Consider the following 22,857-nt stretch of genomic DNA (forward strand, 5'->3'; position numbering starts at 1 on the left):
CGCAATCCCAAGATTTTTAAATTAAAAAAGACCAATTTCTTAACAGAAATTGGTCTTTTTATTAATCAACTAATTCAAATATTTATTTTCTAACTCTTCTACCTTCTTTGCGATTTTTCATCCCTTTTCTTTTTGCCATTTTTTTACCTTTCATAGCTCTTTTTTTGTGCATTTTTTCAAATTTTTCAAACTGTTCGTCGTTTAAAATATCTTTCATGCTATTTCTCATTGCTATTTGAGCGTCTAATCTTTTATTTTCCATTGCAAAAACTTCATCAGAAGTAGGTCTTTTTTTATCTTTTCTAGCTTCCTTTCTCTTTTCCATCTCTGCTTTTCTTTCTGCAATTTGGTTAGAAATTAAAGGCTTAATTTGATTTTGTTGCTTTCTAGATAAATCTAAAGCTAGGGTCATTTTTTTAACAGTCAATTCTGTTTGTTGTTCTGTTGTTAATCTTGCACGTTTATCAGTTTTACCTCTTTGTGCTTGCGTACTTACTGTAAATGCGAATACGAATACTAAAATGCTTGCTAATTTTTTCATGTTTTTATCTTTTTAATTATTTTAATTTTATACTTCTAAGACTGTGTAAAATTGAAAAGGTTTAATTTATGTTTCTTATTAACAGTATTTTAAGGTTTGTGTTTAAAGCAAAAAAAAACTCGAATTCAATTAAGAATTCGAGTATTACAATATACTAATTAATCAACCCAAAAAATTAGCAACTGTTAAGCTTTATTATTGTTGTAAATGTTTTATTTTTTAATATTTATACTTCTTTGACTGTAAAAAAGTCAAAAGGTTTAAATTTGTAATTAAATTTTTCAAAATTATTATTTCTATGCGTAAAATATTTTGGTTATTATTTTTAGTATCATTTACAATAAACGCTCAAAAAGATTCTGTAAGAGTAGATTTAAGCAACCCTAATGCTACTTTATATACGCATTTATATTTTTTACAATCAGATTCTTATCAACCTAAAAAATCTGCTAAGACAATTTTAGGTTTACCAGAAAAAGAAGCGATAAAAAAAGTTGTAAGAATTAAAAAGGTTTTAGACGGTAAAGGTCTTTATGTAGATTTTAATAAAGTGCCAAAAAATGCCAACTATAAAGATACTGTTCGATATTCTTCTTATGAAAAATACACACCTTTTCCGCAACGAATGCCAGAGATATCTGTAGAAAAAATAGAAAACAAATGGTATTATTCTTCTGAAACAGTTGCTAAAATAGATAGTTTATACAATGCTGTTTTTCCTTGGTATGTTCAAAAGATTCAAGATTTTATTCCAGAATTTGGACATAAAAAATTATGGACCATAGAATATTGGCAATTATTTTCTGTGCTTATTTTTATGGTATTAACCGTACTTATCTTTTTTGTTTTTAGAAAATTAACGTTTGTAATTTTAAATAAAATACAGCAAAAAATTACGAAAACTACAGATATTACTTTTGATCAATCTTTAAAAAAATTGGCAAGACCAATTAGTTTATTAATTGCTATTAGTTTTTTAGATAGTGTTTTTCCTTCGTTATACTTTAGTTTAGAAATTAATAAATGGGTTTTCTTGTTTATAGATATTGCTAAGGTTGTTTTTTGGACATACGTTTTAATAAACTTAGTTCATGTTTTAATGAAGTTTTACAGTGTCTTTACAGAAAAAACTCATAACCGATTAGACGATCAATTATCACCAATATTGCACAACTTCTTTGTTGGCTTGGTTATATTTATTGGTATTTTAAGGTTAGTAGCTTTATTTGGTGTAGATACTACAACAATTTTAGCAGGTGCTACTATTGGTGGTTTGGCTGTTGCTTTGGCGTCTCAAGACACAGTAAAAAATCTAATTGGTACAATTATGATTTTTTTAGACAAACCGTTTCATATAGAAGATTGGATTGAAGCCGGAGAAGTTGTTGGTACTGTAGAAAAAGTAGGTTTTAGATCTACAAGTGTACGTGCAGCAGATACATCTGTCTACCAAATACCCAATAGTAAACTATCAGAAATTGTTATAAATAACAAAGGTTTACGTTTGTTTAGACGTTATAACACAAATTTAGGTTTGCGCTATGATACTCCGCCAGAATTAATCGAGGCGTTTGTAAAAGGCGTAAGAGAAATAATTATTGCGCATCCAGAAACAAGATCTGATTCTTATAATGTAGAATTTACTGGTTTTGGAGATTCGGCATTGTTGGTAATGGTAAATGTATACTTTAAAAGTTTGGCTTGGGGTGTAGAGCAATCTTCTAAACATCGATTGCATATTGCAATAGTAAAGTTGGCAAAAGAATTAGGAGTAGATTTTGCTTTTCCGTCTACAACAGTTACTATAGAGCATTTTCCAGAGAAACAAGGTTTAAATCCTAAATATAACACGGATGCAGGTAGAATAGATACTGCAATTACAAAAGTTTTAGAAGAATTTAATAAAGAAAACCCTAAAGAAGATTAATTTTTAACTAACCGTTTTTAGCTTCTTTAAAAATTTCTCTAACTGCAATTTCGTATTTTTTTACGTTTTGAGCTTTTTTAATTTTTTTATAGGTTTTTTGCGGATTTGCAAAACTTTTAGAAAAATATTCCCAGAAACCAAGCATCTTCATTTTAATGGGAGTTGGTCCTGATAAAGCTGCATCATATTCAGTAAAAATTCGATCGTGAAATTCATTAAAAATATCAAATCTATTTTTTGGATATTCTAAAGTATCTTTCTTAATCATATTAGGTAAAAAAGGATCAGCAATTAAGCCTCTACCAATCATCCAATGATCTATTGTAGGGAATCTTTCTTGTAGCTTTTTAAAGGCATTTACAGAAGTAACATCGCCATTATAATATAATTTGTGTTTTGTATTGTCGATACATTTCTGAAAAGAATCTAAATCTGTCCCGCCTTTATACAACTGTTTTCCAATTCTTGCATGAATTGCAATGTTTTTAAGAGGATACTTGTCTAAAACAGGTAAAGTTTTTAAAATTTCTTCAGGATTTTCATAACCCATTCTCATTTTCATCGAAACCAAAACATCAGATTCATTATGAACTTTATGAAGAATATTATTTATTTTTCCTGGATCTGCAATTAATCCAGAACCCATGCCACGTTTGGTAACCATTGGATAAGGGCAACCAAGATTCCAGTTTAATTCTTTGTAGCCTAATTCTCTTATATATTTAGCAACAAATAAAAACTCATCAACATCATTTGTAATAATTTGCGGAATAACTTCTAGCGTTGTATTATTTGCCAATTCAATATCTCGCTTGTAAGAATTTTTAATAACAAGTTTACCGTTTAATCGAATATAAGGAGCGTAGAACGTATCGATTCCGCCAAAAAAATGATTGAAAGCATTTCTAAATTTATAATCTGTAAAACCTTGTAAAGGAGAAGAAAGTAATGTTTGACTCATGACAAATATTGAGCTGCAAATATAGAATACTTTTTAAAGCAAATACTAAATATAAATATCGAATCTATTAATTTTTAGAAGATTTTAAAGGTGTATTAATCCAATAATCATTCTCTAATTTTAAATCTGTTATTTTAGATTTAGATAAAGGTAAACTCTTGTTTACAAACTCTTTTTGTACGGGTAAAAGTTTGTGCTCGAAGACTTCTTGCACAAAAAATTCTCTATATTGGTTTAGCTTTAAACTCTGTCTTTCATTAATTTTAAAGCCTCCGATGTCTTTTATATTTATAATATCAAAAACAAAATTATTTGCATAATTGCTATCAGTAACGCTATTATTTAAATCCATTTTTTCTATTGATTCTCTATCAATTTGAATTTCGAGCGTTCTTGAATTTTCTTCATTAATACTTACATCAGTAACTTTTAATTTTTCGTTTTTATAATAAATTTTAAACTTAGACCTTATTGGTGTTATACTTCTTAAATAGATAGATCTGTTAAACGAAATCTTAAAAGTTTTCTTTTTTTTATTAAATGTTGTTTTATCAATTTTAAAATAGTTGCCATTTGTGGCTTCAAAAAAATTATTAAAAGTAATGTAGTTTAAATACATTTTGTTTTTAATAGGTTTATATGCTATGGTAACAGAGTATTGCGGATTCTTTTTGAATCTGTAATACAAATTGTAGTTTAATTTATGAATTGCAAAATCTTGTTTAGAAATATAAATGGTTCCATAAGCTGCATATTCGTAACTAGTTTTTCCTTTAATCGAGTTAAAAGTTACTTCGTACAATGGTGATTTATCAGAATAAATAATTTTTTTAAGTTTAAATTTATGATTTCTAATAAAATGTTTGTTAAATGTATTGCTAAAAGAAAAAGACATTTTATTGTAATTTCTAATAGTGTTTGTTAAGGATAAAATATTTAATTCATTACCGCCTAACGGACTAATATATACGCTTTCTGAAAATTTCTTATCAGCATTATCATAAGGTATAGTAAGTGTAGAATCTTTAATAAATTTATCGTTTTCAATGTAATTATATAATAAAGATTGATTTTTTTTACTCTTTAATTTATCAGTTTTAAAACCATTGTCAAAAGTTTCAATTATTGCTTCGTTAACATTTATGTAATCTATTTTTTCTTTATAATTATTTTTTTTCTGATAAGAATCTCCAACTGGTTGTTGGTAATCTCTGTAATAACCAATATAAGAATGTGGTTCTGTAGGGTAATTATTTAAGATGTTTTCTATTGCTTTTCTAACAATTTGCACACCTAAAAGTTTTTTCTTTCTTTTCTTTATTGATGTTGAAATTACTACCTCGTTAAGACTGTTATTATAAACAGTTAAATAGACAATATGTTCTTTTTTATTTTTTAATGCTGATAATTTAATTTCTTTGGTTTTATAGCCGATAGAAGAAATTCTTATAATTCCGTTTGATTTATATTTTCTTGGAATTTGAAATTTACCATTTACATCTGCATGCGTGCCTCTTTTTATTTTTTTTAACATAACCGTTGCATAAACAACGGGTTTTTTAGTTTGTTTATCTAAAACTTTAAAAGAGATTTTTTCTTGCGAAAAGTTTACAAACGAGATAAGAAAAAATAAAAAGGTAATTTTTTTCATGCTATTTTTTTCGATTTAAAAGCAAAAACCACGCCAAAATTGGGCGTGGTTTTTTAAATGAACATTAATTTTTTTCTTACTTTGGATCTAAAGCTACTTCAATTCTAGCTAAAACATCTTGTAAGTGGTAACGAGAAGTTGTGTTAGAAGCTCTTGAAGCTGCATTTCTAACATCTCTTTTTAATCTAGTTAATTCTCCTCTTGCAAAAGATTTAATATCAGACTGACCAACATTTACAGATGGTGTTCCAAAACGTCCTCTTTGGTTTTTAGCATCGTTTAATAAAAAGTCTAAACGCTCTACATGTGCTTTTTGAAGATTTCTTCTATAAGTATCTATAGTTCTACCGCTATATAATTCAGACCAAATACCTTTTCTTACATCAGAAAACATAGAAACTAAATTGTAAGCTTTAGCGCCATTTAAAGTTTCATTTTCTATCATACGTGCCATTCTATCTGCACTTAAAAGGCTATTTAGAGTTCTTACTTGTAAAGATCTAACTCTTTCTAAAGCACCACTAGATTGTGTTTTAGAGAAAAGGTCTTTGTCTAACATCCAAGTAGGAGTTTTAAATAATTGATTGATTACAAATTTTAAAGCTGCTTTTTGATGTGCTTTGTCTACATGTGTGTAAACAGCACCTTCTTGATCTGCAGTTTTATAGTTTTCGTAAATACCACCAACATTAGAAGAAACATGTCCCATGTATCTACCAAACTGACCAATAACTTGACCATACATTGTAGCCATTTCATCATAAGTCTGTCCTTTTTCTGTAGTCCACTCTTCTAATCTAGGTAAAATTCTTTTTAAATTTTTAATACCATAATCACTCGCCTTAATAGCGTCGTCTCCTAAATCTTCAGTTTGTGCACTTGGATCTACAACACCAAATTGCTGACGACCAAAATGATACATTGGGTTGTCTGCTTTGTCTAAGATCCACTTATCTAAAGTTTCTTTTTCTTCTTCGGCAGTCTTGTCTAAAATTGGTCTATAACCCCAGTTGATAGAGTACTTATCATAAGGACCAATGTCTGGCATTAAAGCAACACCTTTATCTTCTGGTTGTGCAACGTAGTTAAAACGAGCATAATCCATAATAGATGGCGCAGTACCATATTTTTTTGTAAAAGTTGCAGAACGTAAAGAATCTACAGGATAAGCTACAGAACTTCCCATGTTATGAGGTAAACCTAAAGTATGACCTAATTCGTGAGAAGAAACAAAACGAATTAAACGTCCCATAGTTTCTGTCTTAAAGTTATTGCTTCTTGCGTCTTCATTAATTGCAGCTGTTTGTACAAAAAACCAGTTATGTAATAAAGTCATTACATTATGGTACCAATTAATATCAGATTCTAAAATCTCTCCAGATCTTGGGTCACTTACGTGAGGTCCGTTTGCATTAGGAATCGGAGATGCTAAATATCTAATTACAGAATAACGCACATCTTCTGGGCTATACTCTGGATCTTCTTCTTTAGTTGGTGCCATTTTACCAACAATAGCATTTTTAAAACCAGCTGCTTCAAAAGCTACTTGCCAGTCGTTAACACCTTGTATAATATATGGTACCCATTCTTTAGGAGTTGCTCTATCTACGTAATAAACAATTTGTTTTTTAGGCTCTACTAATTCTCCTCTTTTAAATTTCTCTATATCTTCATCTTTAACTTCTAAACGATATCTATCTAAATATCTAACCGTTTTACTTTTTTGATCTTTTAAACCATAATCTGTTTGACCTCTAGCAAACCAACCTACACGTTCGTCAAAATATCTACGTTTCATTGGTACTTTTGGTAATAAAACCATAGAATTACTCATTTCTAAAGTAATAGAACCAACCGCACTATTAGATGGCGCTTTGTTTGCAAAGTAAGTTTTAACATGTCTTACTTCTATGTTTCTTGGGTAACTACTTACTCTATCTATATAAGAACGAGTCTTATCCATTCTAGTAGCTTGGTAAGCTCTTCTGTAAAAATTAGGGAAACCTAATGGTTTTACATCTGTAGAAAATAAAGAAGTTGCATCTATAACAGTTGCAGTAGAATCTTTACTAAATGCTTTGATAGGAAAAGAAAATAAAATTGGTTCTAAGTTAGAGTTTACTACCGCTTCGTGCACAGGTAACAAAGTATCTGCAACAACGCTATGCGAAACAACTCTTAATAAGATTTGTTTATTTTTTTTCTCCCAACGCAAAACTTGTGTGTTTGTTTTACCACCACCAAAACCAATACCGCTGGCAGTTTTAGCAATTCTTGTTACCATTAACATTTCTCTTCTTAAAAGAGAATCTGGTATTTCAAATAAATAAGAATTATCTTTTTGGTGCACTTTAAACAAACCTTCGTCTGTTTTGTGTTCTTTTGTTACTACCTTACTATAAGGCTGAATTCCACCTTTTTTAGGTTTAGGTTTCGGTTTTGCTGCAGTTTTCGGTGCTTCTTTTTTCTTTTTCTTCCAAAATTGAGCAGAAGATTCAGTAGAAAAACCAAATACGAAAGCTACTAAAAGCAGCCTAGTAAGTATTTTTTTTGTCATGATATATTTGATTAATATTATAACTTTCGAAGTTACGTAAACAAAAAGTTAAGACTTCTTAAAAAATTGTTAAAGAGAAAACCTGCTTACTGTTAAATTTTGAGCATAAAAAAAGCCTTTAGACGTATCTAAAGGCTTTTAAAAGTTTGTATAATTTTATAGATTAAATGCCGCTTTTACTTTGTCTACATAATCTAATTTTTCCCAAGTAAAAGTTTCTACTTCTTCAGAAACAGTTTCTCCCATTGGATTAGAAAAAGTTACTGTTTTAATTTCTGGAGTTCTACCCATGTGACCATATGCAGCAGTTTCAGAGTAAATTGGCGTTCTTAATTTTAAGCGTTGTTCTATAAAATAAGGACGCATATCAAAAATTTCTTCTACTTTTTTACTAATTTCTCCGTCGGATAAACCAACAGTTGCTGTACCATAAGTTTCTACGTTAATACTTGTAGGTTTTGCAACACCAATAGCATAAGAAACTTGTACTAAAACTTCTTTACATAAACCGGCAGCAACTAAATTTTTTGCAATATGTCTAGTTGCATAAGCGCCAGATCTGTCTACTTTAGAAGGATCTTTTCCAGAGAAAGCACCACCACCGTGTGCACCTTTACCACCGTAAGTATCAACAATAATTTTTCTACCAGTTAAACCTGTATCTCCATGAGGTCCACCAATAACAAAAACGCCTGTTGGGTTAATGTGATACGTAATATTATCTGTAAATAATTTTTGAATATGAGCAGGTAATTTTGCTACAACTCTAGGAATTAAAATTTCAACGATATCTTTTTTAATTTTGGCTAACATAACATCATCAGACTTGTCAAAATCGTCATGTTGAGTAGAAATTACAATCGCATCAATTCTTTGCGGAACATTATCATCAGAATATTCTATAGTTACTTGAGATTTAGCATCTGGTCTTAAGTAAGTAATGTCTTTGTTTTCTCTTCTTAAAGCTGCTAATTCAATTAAAAGCCTGTGAGATAATTCTAAAGCCAAAGGCATGTAGTTTTCTGTCTCATCTGTAGCATAACCAAACATCATTCCTTGGTCTCCAGCACCTTGTTCTTCTGGTTTTGCTCTATCAACACCTTGGTTAATATCTGGCGATTGTTCGTGAATTGCAGATAAAACACCGCAAGAATTTCCGTCGAACATATATTCTCCTTTTGTATAACCAATTTTATTAATTACATCTCTTGCAATTTGCTGTACATCTAAATAAGTTTTAGACTTTACTTCTCCAGCCAACACAACTTGCCCAGTTGTAACTAATGTTTCGCAAGCTACTTTACTTGTTTTATCAAAGGCTAAAAAATTATCTATTAAAGCATCAGAAATTTGATCTGCTACTTTATCAGGATGTCCTTCAGAAACACTTTCTGAGGTAAATAAATATGACATAATATTCTTCTTTTAAATGTTGTAGGAAATTAAAATTGATTGCGTAGTCGCTAAAAGAAGTAGATAATTACTGCTTTAGCATTTTTTTATTGAGGTTGCAATCAGTTCAAATTTTTCCTCTTAATTCGACTGCAAAAGTACACTATAAAATTAAAAGCCACACTTTTTTATCATAATTATTTATGATAGTATCATCAATAAATCAATTTTAAGAGTTTTAAAACGCTGTTTTTAAGGAATAATTAAAACTTAGTATAATAAAATGTGAAATTTGTAGCCGTAAAAAAATAGTTGCGATTTTATTAGGATATTAAATTTTTCTGAACATATATTTGTACTCACAAAGTTCAATAACTTATTGAAATGTTATCAAGAAAGGTGAAGGGATTAGACCCGATGAAGCCTTAGCAACCCTTTAGAAATAAAGAAGGTGCTACATTCTACCTAAATATTTTGTATTTGGATAGATAACAAAAAAGAATTTTCCTGTTCTGGAAACTTCTATTTTCTTAATAACATTTTTCTAGTAAGTACATCAATAATAAATTGATGCATTCAACTTTTGTTTTAATCATTTATTAACTCAAAAAAATAGAAAAATGAGTACTCAAAAATTAGCAACAAACGCATTACATGCAGGGCATGACGTAACACAAAACGGAGGAACAAGAGCGGTTCCTATTTATCAAACATCTTCGTATGTTTTTGACAATTCAGAACACGCAGCAAATTTATTTTCGCTTAAAGAATTAGGTTTTATTTACACACGTTTAAATAACCCTACAAATCAAATTTTACAAGATCGATTAGCAGCAGTTGAAGGCGGTATTGGAGCTGTGGTTTTTGCTTCTGGTACGGCAGCAATTTCTACAGGTTTACTAACGCTTTTAAAAGCAGGAGATCATATTGTAGCTTCGAGCAGTTTATACGGCGGAACGTATAATTTACTAAGCGTTACGTTACCAAGATTTGGTATTACTACAACTTTTGTAGATGCTTCTAATCCTGATAATTTTGCAGAAGCTGTACAAGAAAATACAAGAGCATTTTTTGTGGAATCTTTAGGAAATCCGAAGTTAGATGTTTTAGATTTAGAAGCAATTGCTGTGCATTCGAAAGCTGCAGAAGTTCCTTTTATTGTAGATAACACGGTAGCAACACCTGCATTATTAAATCCGATTAAACATGGTGCAAATATTGTAATACATTCACTTACAAAATATATTGGCGGACAAGGAACTTCTTTAGGAGGCGCAATTGTAGATGCAGGAACTTTTAATTGGGCAAATGGTAAATTTCCAGAATTTACAGAACCTTCTGCTGGGTATCATGGTTTAAAATATCACGAGGCTTTAGGTGCAGCATCCTATACTTTTAAATTGATTTTAGAAGGATTGCGTGATTTTGGTGGTGCACTAAGTCCTACAAACGCATTTAATATTATTCAAGGTTTAGAGACGTTGCCGGTTAGAATTCAGCAGCACTCTAAAAATGCTTTAGAATTAGCAAAGTGGTTAGAAGCACAAGAAGAGGTTGCTTGGGTAAATTATCCTGGTTTAGAAAGTAGTAAATACAAAGATTTAGCTGATAAATATTTACCAAAGGGGCAAAGTGGTATTGTAACTTTTGGGCCAAAAGGCGGTTTTGAAGCGGCAAAAACAATTGCAGATAAAACAAAGGTTTTCTCTTTGTTGGCAAATATTGGTGATACAAAATCGTTGATTATTCATCCGTCTAGTACAACACATCAACAATTAGATGAAACTGCACAGGAAAGTGCAGGTGTATCGCAAGATTTAATTCGTTTGTCTGTTGGTATTGAAGATATAGAAGATTTAAAAGCAGATTTAAAGGCAGCTTTTTCAGAAATATAAATCGATTTTACTTGAAAGAATTACTAAAACATATCAAAATAAAAAATTTTACCACAGAAGCTGGTGTAAAAATTCCTGAATTAAATTTGAGTTATCAAGTTTTTGGTAAAGAATTAGGGTCGGCTCCTGTGGTTTTAATCAATCATGCATTAACAGGTAATTCTAATGTTGCTGGAAAAGACGGTTGGTGGCAAGATATTGTAGGTTTAGATAAAGCAATAAACACAGAGGTTTATACCATTTTGTCTTTTAATATACCAGGCAATGGTTTTGATAGTTTTTTAATTGAAAATTATAAAGATTTTATAGCAAGAGATGTTGCCAATATTTTTTTAGAAGGATTGAATCTATTAAAAATTGATAGAATATTTGCTTTGATAGGAGGTTCTTTAGGTGGCGGAATTGCTTGGGAAATGTTGGTCTTAAATACAAAATTAACAAAACATTTTTTACCAATAGCAACAGATTGGAAATCTACAGATTGGTTAATAGCCAATTGCCAAATTCAAGAACAATTTTTGGTAAATTCTAGCAATCCCGTGCATGATGCACGCATGCATGCAATGTTGTGTTATAGAACGCCAGAAAGTTTTAAAGAGCGTTTTCATCGATCAAAAAAAGTAAATTCAGATATTTTTGATGTAGAAAGTTGGTTGTTGCATCATGGCAAAAAGTTGCAAGAACGTTACCAATTATCGTCTTATAAATTAATGAATCAATTATTAAAAACGATTGATGTTACCAACGGAGGTTTAAAATCTGAAGAAATCTTAGATAAGATAGAGGCCAACATTCATATTATTGGGGTAGATTCTGATTTGTTTTTTACTGCGGAAGAAAACAGAGAAACACATAAAAAGTTAGCATTAACAAAAGACAATGTTACTTATAACGAAATAAATTCGGTGCATGGTCATGATGCTTTTTTAATAGAATATGATCAATTAGAAAAAATTATTGCACCTATTTTTAATAAAGATTACAGAGAAAAGAAGATGAAAGTTTTAAAGTTTGGAGGGAAATCTTTAGCCAACGGAAAAGGCTTAAAAAATGCGATACGTATTATTGCAAAAAAATACAAAGAGAATAAAAAAATTACGGTTGTAGTTTCTGCAAGAGGCAATACAACTAACAATTTAGAAGATATTTTAAATACTGCTGCAGCTAAACAAGAGTACAAATCTAAATTTGAAGATTTTAAAAAATATCAGCAAGCGCCAACAAATAAAGTAGATTTTACAACGGAATTTACAAAACTAGAAAGCTTGTTTGAAGGGGTTTCTTTATTAGGCGATTACAGTAGTAAAATTAAAGATGAAGTTTTAGCGCAAGGAGAATTATTGTCTGTAAAATTAGTAGCAAGCTTACTAGAAGAAATTAGTGTGCCGGCAAATGCAATAGACGCTAGATCTTTAATAATTACAGACGAAAATTTTGGAAATGCACAACCAATAACAGCAGTTTCTAAAGAGAATGTAACAGCATTTTTTAAGAAAAACAACAACGTAATAAATATTGTAAGTGGCTTTGTAGCTGCAAATAAAAATGGAGAAACAACCACATTGGGTAGAAATGGTAGCAATTATACTGCAGCATTATTAGCCAATTATTTAGATGCAGAGGAGTTACAGAATTACACACATGTAAGCGGAATTTTTACGGCAAACCCAGATTTGGTTGCTGATGCTAAAAAGATAGAGCAGTTGTCTTTTTCTGAAGCAAATGAATTGGCAAACTTTGGGGCAACAATTTTGCATGCTAAAACGATTATACCGCTTATAGAAAAAAACATCAATCTTAGAATTTTAAATACTTTTCAAGAAGAAGATAAAGGCACGCTTATCACTTCGGCATCTTCATCAAAAGGAATTAAATCGATTTCTACAATTAATGATGTTGCTTTGTTAAATTTTGAAGGTAGAGGTTTGCTAGGTAAAGTTGGTGTAGATGCAAGAATTTTTAAAGCTTTAAGCGATAGAAATATAAGTGTTAGTATTATTTCGCAAGGTTCATCAGAAAGAGGAATCGGATTAATTATAGCAGAAAATGAATCTGAAGAAGCAATAAATGCCCTTGAAAAAGAGTTCGAAAACGACTTTTATTCACAAGATGTAAATCAGATTTCTGTTGTTAAAGATGTTGCTGTAATTTCTATAATTGGTCAAGATTTAAGTGAGTTTCATCATCCTTATAATGCTTTAATTAAAAATCAAATTGTGCCTTTGTTGTTCAACAATACAGTTACAGGTAAAAATGTTAGTTTGGTTGTTAAGAAATCAGAATTACATAAGGCAGTTAATGTAATTCATGGGCAAGTTTTTGGTATTGTTAAGAAAATTAATATTGCTGTTTTTGGTAAAGGTTTAGTTGGTGGTACATTAATAGACCAAATTATAGAAAATACACAGTCTGTTTTAGAAAGAAGAAAATTACAATTGAATGTTTTTGCTGTAGCAAATTCTAAAAAAGTACTATTAAAAAAAGATGGAGTTTCTAAAAATTGGAAAGAGAATCTTTTAGAAAGTGGTGAAGAAAATGTAAACGTTAATGATATTATTGCCTTTGCAAAAGCACATCATTTCGAAAATTTAATAGCCGTAGATAATACTGCTAGTGTAAATTTTGTAGCTAATTATTTACCTTTAATAGAAGCCGGTTTCGATTTAGTTTCTTGTAATAAAATTGCAAATACTTTATCTTTTGATTTTTACAAAGAAATAAGAGCTAAATTAAAAGAATATAAAAAACAATATTTATACGAAACCAATGTTGGTGCAGGTTTACCTTTGATAGATACAATTAGATTATTACATGAATCCGGAGAAAATATAACTAGAATTAGAGGTGTTTTTTCTGGAAGTTTAAGTTATTTATTTAATAATTTTTCTGATAAAAATGTTCCTTTTTCTGAAGTTTTAAAAGAAGCAATTGATAAAGGGTTTACAGAGCCAGATGCTAGAGAAGATTTAGGCGGTAATGATGTTGCTAGAAAATTATTGATACTTGCAAGAGAATTAGAATTAGAAAATGAATTTGATGAAGTTGTTATCAAAAATTTAATTCCAGAGAATTTAAGAGAAGGTTCCGCAGAAAGCTTTTTAGAAAATTTAGAATTATTAAATACCGAATATCAAACTTTAAAAGAAAATCAAAAACCAAATCATGTTTTAAGATATATTGGCGAATTAAGCGGTGATTTATCAAAATCAAAAGGTAATTTAGAAGTAAAATTAGTTTCTACAGAAAAATCTACTCCTTTAGGATCTCTAAAAGGATCTGATGCTATTTTTGAAATTTACACAGAATCATATGGCGAGCAACCAATTGTAATACAAGGTGCCGGAGCCGGAGCAAGCGTTACTGCAAGAGGCGTTTTTGGTGATATTTTAAGATTGGCAAAACATAATAATTGACACATAGTGTCACTCTGAACTTGTTTCAGAATCATAAAAAATAAAAATGAGTAAAAACAAACATTTTGAAACATCAGCAATAAGAAATCAGACAGAAAGAAGTCAGTTTTCAGAACATTCTACACCCTTATATTTAACATCGAGTTTTGTTTTTGATGATGCAGAAGAAATGAGAGCTTCTTTTTCCGAAGAAAAACAACGTAATCTGTATAGTAGGTTTACAAACCCAAACACAACAGAATTTGTAGATAAAGTAGTTGCTATGGAAGGCGCAGAAACTGGTTATGCATTTGCGACAGGTATGTCTGCAATATTTTCAAGTTTTGCGGCATTATTAAACGCAGGCGATCATATTGTTTCTTGTAGATCGGTTTTTGGGTCTACGCATAGCATGTTCATAAAATATTTGCCAAAATGGAATATCGAAACTTCTTACTTTAAGGTTGATGAAGTAGATTTAGTTGAAAGTTTAATTAAAGAAAACACTAAAATTCTTTATATAGAAACACCAACAAATCCGGCAGTAGATATTTTAGATTTAGCACTAATAGGTAAAATTGCAAAAAAGCATAATTTAATTTTTATTGTTGATAATTGTTTTGCAACGCCTTACGTGCAACAACCAATAAAATTTGGTGCAGATTTGGTTATTCATTCTGCTACAAAATTAATGGATGGGCAAGGTAGAGTTTTAGGTGGTGTAACTGTTGGTAGTAAAGATTTAATTAGAGAAATCTATTTATTTGCTAGAAATACAGGGCCAGCAATGTCGCCTTTTAACGCTTGGGTTTTGTCTAAAAGTTTAGAAACTTTGGCATTAAGAGTAGAAAAACATGCAGAAAATGCTTTAAAAGTTGCACAGTTTTTAGAAGAAAATGAACAAGTAACTTTAGTGAAATACCCTTTTTTAAAATCGCATCCACAATACGAAATTGCAAAAAAGCAAATGAAATTAGGCGGAAACATTGTTGCTTTTGAAATTAAAGGCGGTATCGAAGCAGGAAGAAATTTTTTAAATAAAATTAAAATGTGTTCTTTATCTGCTAATTTGGGCGATACTAGAACCATTGTAACGCATCCTTCTTCTACGACACATGGTCGTTTGTCTGAACAAGATCGTTTAGAAGTTGGCATTACAGATGGTTTGGTTAGAGTTTCTGTAGGTTTAGAAAATGTAAAAGATATTATTGATGATTTAAAACAAGCAATGCAATAAAATTAATATTTAATTATTCTTTTTACTACCTTTAAGGTTTATTAAATCAAAAGATTTTATGCGTTTATTACAAAATATTTTTTCTTTTATCTTTTTAACATTAATCTTAAGTTGTGGTTCTAGTGAAACCACAGAAGATATTTTTATAGAAAAATTAACTGTAAATTCTTTATCAGAATTTTCGGCTCAAGAAGAAACAAAATCAGTTAATATTTCTTCTAATATTGATTGGAGTGTGACTGCAAACCAAAATTGGATTTCTGTTACACCAACTTCTAGTTCTAATAATGGTAAAATTGATGTTACTGTTTCAGAAAACACAACATTAAATGCCCGAACAGGAACGATACAAATTTCTGGTTTAAGTTTATCAGAAACAATAGAGGTGAAGCAAGCGGCTAGAGAAAATGTTACGAAAGCACCATCAGAAAACTTTGATTTATCAACTTGGAATTTAAGTATTCCAGAAAATAACGGAAACGGTATAGCAACTACAATTACTGTAAGCGAATTAAATAATAAATATCAAAATAATAAATATTTTTATACTTCGGATGATGGTGGAATGGTTTTTAAATGTCCTGTAGATGGTTTTAAAACTTCTGCAAACACAAGTTACACCAGAGTTGAGTTAAGAGAAATGTTACGCGGTACAGATACAAGTATTAGTACTAAAGGTGTAAATAAAAATAATTGGGTTTTTGGTACTACGCCTTCTGCGGATTTAAATGCAGCAGCTGGTTTCGACGGAGAAATGAAGGCTACACTTGCTATTAATAATGTTACTACTACAGGTAATAGTAGTCATGTTGGTAGGTTGGTAATTGGTCAAATTCATGCAAATGATGATGAGCCTGTAAGAATTTACTACAGAAAATTAAAAAACAATGCTTTAGGTTCTATTTATTTTGCACACGAACCAACAGATGGCAATGGTAGCGAACAATGGTACGAGTTAATTGGTTCTAGAAGCAGTAGTGCTTCCAATCCAACAGACGGAATTGCACTGAATGAAAAGTTTACTTATTCGATAAAAGTTGTTGGAGATAATTTAACAATAACAATTAGTAGAGACGGTAAAGATGATGTATCTAAAACTGTAGATATGGTTAATAGCGGTTATAATGTTGGTGGGCAGTACATGTATTTTAAAGCAGGTGTTTACCATTTAAATAACTCTGGCGATGCTACAGATTTTGCACAAGCTACTTTCTATAATTTAGATAAAAGCCATACAACTAAATAGTACATATTTATTAAAAATCTAGTAAATTAATGCTTTCAAAAAAGACAAAATACGGAATAAAAGCGCTTACTTATTTAGCAAAACAAGAAAATAAAAATCCTGTTGCAATTGCTACAATTTCTAAGAGCGAAAATATTTCCCTAAAATTTTTAGAAACTATTTTGTTAACACTTCGAAAAAACGGAATTTTAGGTTCTAAAAAAGGAAAAGGCGGTGGTTATTATTTACTTAAAAGTCCTTCGGATATTCCAATGACAACTGTTATGCGTATTTTAGAAGGGCCAATATCTATGGTGCCTTGCGTAAGTTTAAACTTTTACGAAAAATGTGATGATTGCCCAGATGAAAATGCATGTTCTGTGCATCGTTTAATGATTAAGGTGAGAGATAATACGCTAGATATTTTTAGAAATACTTCATTAGCAGATCTCTGTAAGTGCTAAAATAATATTTGAATTTTATTGGTAAATAATTGTTGGTCTTAAGTCGTTTTAGGTTTAAGATTCGCAAAATTTATTTATTATTTTTATTAATCTACTAAATCTATAGGGTTTAAATGAAAATTGACAAAAATCCTTGTTAAACTAATAAAAATTACCGTAGGTTTGCATTATCCTACTAAACTAGTAGGTGATTGAATTAATTAATAACTATGATTTTAAATCAAATCATTTTTAGTAAAAAAACACAAAGTAGAGGTTTTACAGAAGATAAAACGTCTGAAAAACCTTTACGAAGTGTAATAAAAGCTTTGAGCTGGAGACTTATAGGTACTTTAGATACTTTAGTTGTGTCTTATTTTTTAACTGGTAAAATAGGTTTGGCAACTTCTATTGCATCTGTAGACTTTGTAACGAAGTTAATATTATACTTTTTTCACGAAAGAATTTGGAACAAAATAAAATGGGGAAAATAATGAACCTAGATTTAGATAAAATAAATGCTGAATTAAAAAACAAAAGTCCAAAAGAAATAATTGCTTGGGCAATTTCAATCGCTAAAAATGCAGTAATTACTACAAATTTTAGGCCTTACGAAGTTGTTATTTTAAATGCGGTAACAGAAGTAAAAAAAGACATTAAAGTAATTTGGTGCGATACAGGTTATAATACAGTACAAACATACAGACACGCAGAAGAATTGATTGAAAAATTGAATTTAAACATTCAATTATACACACCTAAGCAAACAGTTGCTCATAGAAATGTTGTGTTAGGTGTTCCGTCAATTGAAGATCCAAAACATGCAGAGTTTACAAAGCAAGTTAAGTTAGAACCTTTTACAAGAGCTATGCAAGAACATCAACCAGATGTTTGGTTTACAAATTTAAGAAAAGGACAAACTGCATTTAGAGATAGTATAGATGTTGTCTCTGTAAGTAAAGATGGTATTTTAAAAGTCAGTCCGTTTTACAATAGCACAGACAAAGAATTAGATGCTTATTTAATCAAAAAAAACTTACCCAACGAGTTTACATATTTCGATCCAACAAAAGTAGAAAGTAATAGAGAATGTGGTTTGCATATCTAAAAGAGATGATTATGAATCAAAGAACAATACAAGTAGATGCTTTAGAAAGTGAAGCAATATATATATTTAGAGAAGTAGTTGCGCAGTTCGAAAAACCAGTGTTACTTTTTTCTGGCGGAAAAGACAGTATAACTTTAGTGCGTTTAGCGCAAAAAGCATTTTATCCTGCAAAAATTCCTTTTCCTTTAATGCACATAGATACAGGGCACAATTTCCCCGAAACTATAGAGTTTAGAGATCGTTTAGCTAAAGAGTTGGGCGTAGAATTAATTGTTAGAAATGTACAAGATAATATAGATTCTGGTCGTGTTAAAGAAGAATCTGGTAGATACGCAAGTAGAAACATGTTACAAACAGAAACTTTGTTAGACGCTATCGAAGAGTTTGGTTTTGACGCATGTATTGGTGGTGCAAGAAGAGATGAAGAAAAAGCAAGAGCTAAAGAAAGAATCTTTTCTGTAAGAGATGATTTTGGCCAATGGGATGAGAAAAATCAACGTCCAGAGGTTTTCGATATGCTAAACGGACGTATCGATTTGGGGCAAAATGTACGTGTGTTTCCAATATCGAACTGGACAGAGCTTGACGTTTGGTCTTACATAAAAGAAGAAAAAATTGAAATTCCGTCTATATATTTCGCTCATAAAAGAAAAATTTTTGTGAGAGATGGTATGATTTGGTCTGCAGATGATGCAGTAGTTTATAGAGATGAAGAAGAGGAAGTTATAGAAAAAATGGTTCGTTTTAGAACCGTAGGCGATATGAGTTGTACCGCTGCTGTTTTATCTGATGCCGTAGATATAGAAAAGGTAGTAGAAGAAATTCGAGATTCCTCGATATCAGAAAGAGGAGCAAGAATTGATGATAAACGTTCTGAGGCGGCAATGGAAAAAAGAAAACAACAAGGATATTTCTAAAATTTTCTTGAGAAAATTTAAGTCTTTAGCTTTTGGCTTTAGTCATTAGCACAAAAATAAAATGAATACAAAATAAGCTAAAAGCCAAAAGCGAATAGCAAAGAGCTGATAAAAAATGAAAGTACTAAAAATAGCAACAGCAGGAAGTGTAGATGATGGTAAAAGTACCTTAATTGGTAGAATTTTATACGATACAAAATCATTAACAGATGATAAGTTAGAAGCTATAGAAGAAAAAAGTAGACAAAGAGGTTTCGATTATTTAGATTTTTCTTTAGCTACAGATGGTTTGGTTGCAGAACGCGAACAGGGTATTACAATAGATGTTGCACATATTTATTTTTCTACACCAAGTAAAAGTTTCATTATTGCAGATACACCAGGTCATATAGAATACACAAGAAATATGGTTACTGGTGCTTCTACAGCACAAGCTTCTATCGTTTTAATTGATGCTAGAAACGGAGTTGTAGAACAAACATATAGACATTTTTTCATCAATAATTTATTAAGGATTAAAGATGTTGTAATTGCTGTTAATAAAATGGATTTAGTTGATTTTTCTGAAGAAAAATACAACATAATAAAAGGAGAAATTGAGTATTTAGCAAGTAAAAGTGAGTACAAAGGTCAGAATTTAACGTTCATTCCTTTATCAGCATTAAAAGGAGATAATGTTGTAGATAAGTCTGATAATATGCCTTGGTATAAAGGAGAAACTTTAATGCATCATTTAGAAAATTTAGATGCTTCTGCTATTAATGATGCTTCTCAAACACGTTTTCCGGTTCAAACTGTCATCAGACCTAAAACCGAAGAGTACCATGACTTTAGAGGATATGCAGGTAAAATTTATGGTGGAGATTTAGAAGTTGGAGATGAAATTACTGTTTTACCTTCTCAAACAAAATCAAAAATTAAATCAATTAATTTTTTCGATACAGAATATCAATTAGCAAAAAGAGGAAGTTCTGTAACACTAACTTTAGAAGACAATGTTAATGTAAGTAGAGGAGATATGTTGGTGAAATCGAAAGAAGAACCAAAAATTTCAAAACAGTTAGAAGCTACTGTTTGTTGGATGGATAAAGAATCTTTACAACCATCACAAAAATATTATATTAAACATGGTGTAAATGATGCTCAGGCAAAAATAACTCAATTATCAAGTATCATTAAAACCGATTTTTCTGGTATAGAAGAAAATCCTTCAGAATTAGAACTAAATCAAATAGGAGATATTCACTTAAAATTAAGCAAACCATTAACATTCGATTCTTTTAAAGATAACAAATCAAATGGATCATTCATTTTGATTAATCCTAAAACCAACAACACAGTTGGTGTCGGATTCATAAAATAAAAGGTTTTAATTTATTTAAAAAATATAGTAGGATTCGTGAATCTATAAACCTACTAATCCTATAGGTAAAAAAGAAATTATAAATAAAATTCTTACACCCAAGTAAGAGTTCCTCTCTTAAATAAGAGGTTAGTTTGGGCATATTATGAGAAGTTTTGAAACAGAAATAGAAAATCCGATTGTAGAAAAAGATATTATAGAATTAGCAGATAAGATTGCTGCATTCAAAAATCTACAAATAGATGAAGAAAAATTTAGAAGTCTTCGATTAGCTAGAGGTGTTTATGGCCAAAGACAGCAAGGTGTTCAAATGATTCGTATTAAGGTGCCTTATGGTAAACTTAAAACAAATCAATTAAATAGAATTGCAGCTGTTTCTGATGAATATTCAAGAGGTAGATTACATATTACTACCCGTCAAGATATACAAATTCACTATGTAGATTTAGACAGAACACCAGAATTGTGGGCAGAATTAGAAAGAGATGATGTAACTTTAAGAGAGGCTTGTGGTAATGTTGTTAGAAATGTAACGGCATCCGAAACTGCAGGAATCGATGTAAACGAGCCTTTTGATGTATCGCCTTATGCAGACGCTCTTTATAAATTCTTTTTACGTAATCCAATTTGTCAAGAAATGGGACGTAAATTTAAGGTTTCTTTTTCTTCTACGGATGAAGATACTGGTTTGTCTTATATGCACGATTTAGGGTTTATTGCTAAGATTCAAAACGGTATTAGGGGTTTTAAAGTAATGGTTGGTGGTGGTTTAGGTTCGCAACCTAGACACGCAGATGTTTTATATGAGTTTTTACTATCAGATAAAATAATACCTGTAATGGAAGGTGTTTTAAGAGTTTTTGATCGTTATGGCGAACGTAAAAGTAGAGCCAAAGCAAGAATGAAATTTTTATTAAAAGATATTGGTTTGGAGGCTTTTAGGGAATTAATAGCAAAAGAACAAGAAGCAATAGAGTTTAAAACTGTTACTGTAAATGCTGATGCTTATGTTGCTTCAACTCCTGTTTCTGTTGATGTTCCTCAGGTTAAAATTAAAAACGAAGAAGCATTTGAGTTATGGAAAACGACAAACTTAATTCCGCAAAAACAAAAAGGATTTGTAGCAATAGGAATTAAAGTTTTATTAGGTGACTTTTATACAGATAAAGCACGTTTATTAGCAGATTTAGTAGATAATTATGCCGCTAGCGAATTCCGATTAACTTTACGTCAGAATATTGTAATTCCGTTTGTAAAAGAAGAATTAGTGCCTTTTTTCTATCAAGAATTAGAAAAATTAGGTTTTGCAGAAGCAGGTTATAACAAAGCAGTAGATATTACGGCTTGTCCTGGTACAGATACTTGTAATTTAGGGATTGCAAGTAGTACAGGGATTTCTAAAGAATTAGAAAGAGTAATTACTACAGAATATCCTCAGTATTTAGAAAACCAAGATTTAGTAATTAAAATTAGTGGATGTATGAATGCTTGTGGGCAGCATAATATGGCAAACATTGGTTTTCAAGGAATGACTGTAAGAACAAAAGATAAATTAATAGCACCAGCGTTACAAGTTCTTCTAGGAGGAGGTAATTTAGGTGACGGAAAAGCTCTTTTTGCAGACAAAGTTGTAAAATTACCAAGTAGAAGAGGTCCGGAAGCGTTGCGTAGAATTTTAAATGATTTTGAAGCAAATGCCAACGGAAAACAATTTGTAGATTATTACAAAGAAAAAGGAGAAAAGTATTTTTATAATTTTTTACAAGATTTACAAGATGTTACCAATTTAACCCAAGAAGATTTTATCGATTGGGGTGAAGAAGAAAAATATGTAAAAGCTATTGGTATAGGTGAGTGTGCTGGTGTTGTTATCGATTTAATAGCTACTTTATTTTTAGAAAGTGAAGAGAAAATTGAAAATGCTAAAGAATCTTATAAAAACGAGATTTATTCTGGGGCCATATATTATGCATATCAATCTTTAGTAAATACTGCTAAAGCAATGTTATTGGCAGAAAGTAAAAAGACCAACACCCACGCAGGAATTATAAAGCAGTTTGATGAGTTGTTTGTGGGGTCTGGTAAAATTGAGTTAAACACATCTTTTAGTGAGTTAATTTATCAAATTAATAAAAATGCACCATCTAAAGAGTTTTGTTTTCAATATATCAATGATTCTGAAATTTTGTTGAAAAAAGTTAAAGAATTTAGAGTTTTATCTAATAATTTAGCTGAAAGTGTAAGTTAA

At 30.4% G+C, this 22,857-nt stretch carries 16 protein-coding genes and 1 riboswitch; of the genes, 11 read left to right on the forward strand and 5 right to left on the reverse strand.

Annotated features, from left to right (window positions below; translation table 11 throughout):
- Positions 1 to 82 precede the first annotated feature (82 nt).
- A complete protein-coding gene (locus tag B5464_RS09065; protein ID WP_079738102.1) occupies positions 83 to 541 on the reverse strand; it encodes a hypothetical protein in 459 nt (152 codons plus the stop codon).
- Positions 542 to 839: 298 nt separating this feature from the next.
- Here B5464_RS09065 and B5464_RS09070 point away from each other — a divergent pair, with 298 nt between their 5' ends.
- Positions 840 to 2,468 (forward strand): mechanosensitive ion channel family protein, encoded by a 1,629-nt coding sequence (locus B5464_RS09070; RefSeq protein WP_079738103.1) that lies wholly within the window; start codon positions 840 to 842, stop codon positions 2,466 to 2,468.
- Positions 2,469 to 2,475: 7 nt separating this feature from the next.
- Here the strand turns inward: B5464_RS09070 and B5464_RS09075 are convergent, their stop codons facing one another.
- The 4 genes from B5464_RS09075 to metK all read right to left on the reverse strand — a co-directional run bounded on the left by B5464_RS09075 (position 2,476) and on the right by metK (position 9,050).
- Positions 2,476 to 3,429 carry a tRNA-dihydrouridine synthase family protein gene (locus B5464_RS09075; RefSeq protein ID WP_079738104.1) on the reverse strand — a complete coding sequence of 318 codons (954 nt, stop codon included), beginning with the start codon at positions 3,427 to 3,429 and terminating at the stop codon, positions 2,476 to 2,478.
- A gap of 67 nt (positions 3,430 to 3,496) precedes the next feature.
- Positions 3,497 to 5,080, reverse strand: a complete 1,584-nt coding sequence (locus B5464_RS09080) for a carboxypeptidase-like regulatory domain-containing protein (protein WP_079738105.1) — start codon at positions 5,078 to 5,080, stop codon at positions 3,497 to 3,499.
- A gap of 76 nt (positions 5,081 to 5,156) precedes the next feature.
- The gene (locus B5464_RS09085; protein ID WP_079738106.1) at positions 5,157 to 7,637 is read right to left on the reverse strand and encodes a zinc-dependent metalloprotease; all 2,481 of its coding nucleotides are present in this window, start codon (positions 7,635 to 7,637) and stop codon (positions 5,157 to 5,159) included.
- Between the two features lie 156 nt (positions 7,638 to 7,793).
- Positions 7,794 to 9,050, reverse strand: coding sequence for a methionine adenosyltransferase (gene metK / locus B5464_RS09090; RefSeq protein WP_079738107.1), 1,257 nt, complete (start codon positions 9,048 to 9,050; stop codon positions 7,794 to 7,796).
- A gap of 363 nt (positions 9,051 to 9,413) precedes the next feature.
- Positions 9,414 to 9,524, forward strand: a riboswitch (SAM riboswitch).
- Positions 9,525 to 9,649: 125 nt separating this feature from the next.
- On the opposite strand from metK, the gene B5464_RS09095 reads away from it, so the two are divergent.
- The 10 genes from B5464_RS09095 to B5464_RS09140 all read left to right on the forward strand — a co-directional run bounded on the left by B5464_RS09095 (position 9,650) and on the right by B5464_RS09140 (position 22,857).
- Complete coding sequence (locus B5464_RS09095; protein WP_079738108.1) at positions 9,650 to 10,924, forward strand: O-acetylhomoserine aminocarboxypropyltransferase/cysteine synthase family protein; 1,275 nt, start codon at positions 9,650 to 9,652, stop codon at positions 10,922 to 10,924.
- Positions 10,925 to 10,935: 11 nt separating this feature from the next.
- The gene (thrA, locus tag B5464_RS09100) at positions 10,936 to 14,337 is read left to right on the forward strand and encodes a bifunctional aspartate kinase/homoserine dehydrogenase I (RefSeq protein WP_079738109.1); all 3,402 of its coding nucleotides are present in this window, start codon (positions 10,936 to 10,938) and stop codon (positions 14,335 to 14,337) included.
- Positions 14,338 to 14,383: 46 nt separating this feature from the next.
- Positions 14,384 to 15,553, forward strand: a complete 1,170-nt coding sequence (locus B5464_RS09105; RefSeq protein WP_079738110.1) for an O-succinylhomoserine sulfhydrylase — start codon at positions 14,384 to 14,386, stop codon at positions 15,551 to 15,553.
- 58 nt (positions 15,554 to 15,611) lie between these two features.
- Positions 15,612 to 16,799 carry a polysaccharide lyase family 7 protein gene (locus tag B5464_RS09110; RefSeq protein ID WP_079738111.1) on the forward strand — a complete coding sequence of 396 codons (1,188 nt, stop codon included), beginning with the start codon at positions 15,612 to 15,614 and terminating at the stop codon, positions 16,797 to 16,799.
- A gap of 29 nt (positions 16,800 to 16,828) precedes the next feature.
- Positions 16,829 to 17,242, forward strand: coding sequence for an Rrf2 family transcriptional regulator (locus tag B5464_RS09115; RefSeq protein ID WP_077811079.1), 414 nt, complete (start codon positions 16,829 to 16,831; stop codon positions 17,240 to 17,242).
- Positions 17,243 to 17,451: 209 nt separating this feature from the next.
- Complete coding sequence (locus B5464_RS09120) at positions 17,452 to 17,715, forward strand: DUF2061 domain-containing protein (RefSeq protein WP_077811080.1); 264 nt, start codon at positions 17,452 to 17,454, stop codon at positions 17,713 to 17,715.
- Entirely contained in the window at positions 17,715 to 18,329 is a 615-nt protein-coding gene (locus tag B5464_RS09125) for a phosphoadenosine phosphosulfate reductase family protein (RefSeq protein WP_079738112.1), read from the forward strand. The genes B5464_RS09120 and B5464_RS09125 overlap by 1 nt, the downstream gene beginning before the upstream one ends.
- An 11-nt stretch (positions 18,330 to 18,340) precedes the next feature.
- Complete coding sequence (cysD, locus tag B5464_RS09130) at positions 18,341 to 19,246, forward strand: sulfate adenylyltransferase subunit CysD (protein ID WP_172830875.1); 906 nt, start codon at positions 18,341 to 18,343, stop codon at positions 19,244 to 19,246.
- A gap of 115 nt (positions 19,247 to 19,361) precedes the next feature.
- A complete protein-coding gene (locus B5464_RS09135; protein ID WP_079738113.1) occupies positions 19,362 to 20,609 on the forward strand; it encodes a sulfate adenylyltransferase subunit 1 in 1,248 nt (415 codons plus the stop codon).
- Between the two features lie 145 nt (positions 20,610 to 20,754).
- The gene (locus B5464_RS09140; protein WP_079738114.1) at positions 20,755 to 22,857 is read left to right on the forward strand and encodes a HEPN domain-containing protein; all 2,103 of its coding nucleotides are present in this window, start codon (positions 20,755 to 20,757) and stop codon (positions 22,855 to 22,857) included.

Source organism: Polaribacter sp. KT 15 (assembly GCF_900143115.1).
Classification (GTDB): domain Bacteria; phylum Bacteroidota; class Bacteroidia; order Flavobacteriales; family Flavobacteriaceae; genus Polaribacter; species Polaribacter marinaquae.